Genomic DNA, 2,959 nt, shown 5'->3' on the forward strand with positions numbered 1-2,959 from the left:
GCCGAGCACCGCGGCGCCGAGCAGTGCCCGCCGTCCCGTCGCCTGCGTCTGCCCGTTCTCCTGGTCGCCGCCCATGAGCGCCCTCCTGCCGTTCGCTTCTGCCGGTGCGCGCCGATCGTAGGGGCGTACACATGACCGAAGGGAGGCCCTCGTTCGAACACCGGGGTGCCGTCGGGTGTCCGGCGGGCGGCGGGGGTGACGGGGCGTCGGCGGGGGCGGGTCCCCGGCCGACGCGATGTCCGTCACATGCGCACAAGGCTGTTACCCGCCGTCCTGGCCGCGCCACCCCAGGTAAACGCGCGTCAACACTTCGTAAGACCTCGGCGAAGCGGACGCCTCCGATGTGCGCGCGGGCGTGCCCCGCGAGTAATGTCCTCACCTGCACAGACTCATATCGCCCCCCTTGACATCGGAGGACCCGTTGTCCCGCTTCGCGCTCATCAAGGCAGTGCTCGGACCGATCATGCGCCTGATGTTCCGCCCCCAGGTGGAGGGCGCGGAGCACATCCCGGGGGACGGGCCGGTGATTCTGGCCGGTAATCACCTCACCTTCATCGACTCGATCGTGCTGCCGCTGGTCACCAAGCGGCAGGTGCACTTCATCGGCAAGGACGAGTACGTCACCGGAAAGGGCCTCAAGGGCCGGCTGATGGCCTGGTTCTTCACCGGCGTCGGCATGGTCCCGGTGGACCGGGACGGGGCGAACGGCGGTGTGGCGGCGCTGATGACCGGGCGCCGCATCCTGGAGGAGGGCCGGATCTTCGGCATCTACCCGGAGGGCACCCGCTCGCCCGACGGCCGGCTGTACCGGGGCCGCACCGGGATCGCCCGGCTGACCCTGATGACCGGCGCGCCCGTCGTGCCGTTCGCCATGATCGGCACCGACAAGCTCCAGCCGGGCGGCAACGGCTTCCCGCGGCCGGGCCGGGTCACCGTGCGGTTCGGCGAGGCCATGGAGTTCTCGCGCTACGACGGCATGGACCGCGACCGGTACGTCCTGCGGGCGGTGACGGACTCGGTGATGACCGAGGTGATGCGGCTGTCCGGGCAGGAGTACGTGGACATGTACGCCACCAAGGCGAAGGCCGCCTGAGTCCCCGGGACGAGGGCGCGACGCCCCTCGCCCCTCCGCCTGCCGGTGGAATCTGCCGCCGACACATAGGGCATTCGGCCGCATTACCGGGCCACATGACCACCCAACATGTCTTATTTAGACATGTTCACACCTTCTCGGCGTACCCTGCTCCGCACCCCCCTCGTCGCCGCCGGCGCGGGATTCCTGGCGGCCTGCACCAGCTCCGGCCCGGAGTCCGGCTCCGGGCCCGAACACCCCGGCGGCGGGGAGAGGTTCGTCCCGGCCGGGCCCCGAGGCTACGTCAACCCCTCGGATCCCGAGGTGCTGGCCGCCGAACGCAGACGCGGGTCCGGCCGCGAGCGCGTCGTCCGGTTCACCGCGGCGGAGGCCGAGCTGGACCTGGGCGGGCACTCCGTGCGGACGTGGGCGTACAACGAGGAGGTGCCGGGCCCGCTGGTGCGGGTCACCGCCGGCGACGTGCTCGACCTGACCCTGGCCAACCGGCTGCCCGCGACCACCACCCTGCACTCCCACGGGGTGCGGCTGCGCTGCGACATGGACGGCGTCCCCGACCTGACCCAGCGGGCCATCCATCCCGGCACCGACTTCCGCTACCGCTTCACCGTCGCGCACCCGGGAACGTACCTGCTGCACTCCCACGTCGGTATGCAGCCCGACCGGGCCCTGTACGCGCCGCTCGTCGTGGACGATCCCAGGGAACCCCTCTCCTACGACAAGGAGTGGGTCGTGGTCCTGGACGACTGGCTCGACGGGGTGGGGGGCTCCACCCCCGAGAACGTCCTGGAACAGCTCAAGCCCGGCGGCGCCATGGACATGGGGGGCATGGCCATGGGCCCCGGCCACCCGACGAAGGAGCACCCGGCGCCGTCCAAGAAGTCCACCGGGCCCAACCGGGTGCTGCACAAGTCCTACAGCCGCATGCTCAACGGGGAGGGCGGCAGCGTCGCCTACCCGCACTACCTCGTCAACGGCCATCTGCCCGCCAGCCCGTCGGTGTTCCGCTGCCGCCCCGGCGAGCGGGTGCGGCTGCGCATCATCAACGCCGGTTCCGAGACCGCCTTCCGGGTGGCGCTGGGCGACCACAGGATGACCATCACGCACACCGACGGCTACCCGGTGCGGCACAAGGAGACCGACGCGCTCCTCGTCGGCATGGCGGAGCGCTACGACGTGCTGATCACCGCCCGGGACGGCATGTTCCCGCTGGTGGCAGTCCCCGAGGGCAAGAAGGGCAGGGCCCTGGCCGTCCTGCACACCGGCAAGACGCGCAAGTCCCTGCCCTCCGGCGAGGTCCACCCGCGGGAGCTCGACGGCAACACCGTCCCCGCCCGCCGTCTGCTGCCCCACGAGTCCGTCACCCTGGACGACCGGGTGCCCGACCGGGAGGTGCGCATCCGGATCACCGGCACGATGGCGAAGTTCGACTGGGGCTTCGACCACAAGCCCTACACCCCGCAGCAGCGCCACCCGGTCCGCGCCGGTGAGCGGGTACGGCTCACCCTCATCAACGCCACCGACATGTGGCACCCCATGCATCTGCACGGGCACACCTTCGCGGTGACCGGGCTCGACTCCGCGGGCGCGCGCAAGGACACCGCGCTGGTGCTGCCGCACCGCAAGCTGGTGCTCGACTTCGACGCCGACAACCCGGGGCTGTGGATGCTGCACTGCCACAACCAGTACCACTCGGAGAGCGGGATGATGACGGTCCTCGGCTACAAGAAGTGAGGGCGGCGCGGCCGGCTCACCCGGTGCCGTCCAGCTTCTGGCCCCGCAGCAGGAACCACGCCACCGCCGACGCCGTCAGCAGGACCACCGCGCCCGCCGCCGAGGCCAGGTGGAGGCCGTGGACGAAGGACTCAC

Annotated in this window: 2 protein-coding genes; both read left to right on the top strand. The window is 71.2% G+C overall.

Annotated features, from left to right (window positions below):
- Positions 1 to 403 precede the first annotated feature (403 nt).
- On the top strand, positions 404 to 1,093 hold the full coding sequence (locus H5J33_RS29310; protein ID WP_181797830.1) for a 1-acyl-sn-glycerol-3-phosphate acyltransferase: 690 nt from the start codon (positions 404 to 406) through the stop codon (positions 1,091 to 1,093).
- A gap of 123 nt (positions 1,094 to 1,216) precedes the next feature.
- Positions 1,217 to 2,824 carry a multicopper oxidase family protein gene (locus H5J33_RS29315; protein WP_181797831.1) on the top strand — a complete coding sequence of 536 codons (1,608 nt, stop codon included), beginning with the start codon at positions 1,217 to 1,219 and terminating at the stop codon, positions 2,822 to 2,824.
- Positions 2,825 to 2,959 lie beyond the last annotated feature (135 nt).

This window comes from Streptomyces sp. WELS2, assembly GCF_013870595.1.
GTDB lineage: Bacteria > Actinomycetota > Actinomycetes > Streptomycetales > Streptomycetaceae > Streptomyces.

Excerpts from the sequence above, each read along its gene's own strand:
- H5J33_RS29315 (WP_181797831.1), top strand. The coding sequence starts at position 1,217 with ATGTTCACACCTTCTCGGCGTACCCTGCTCCGCACCCCCCTCGTCGCC.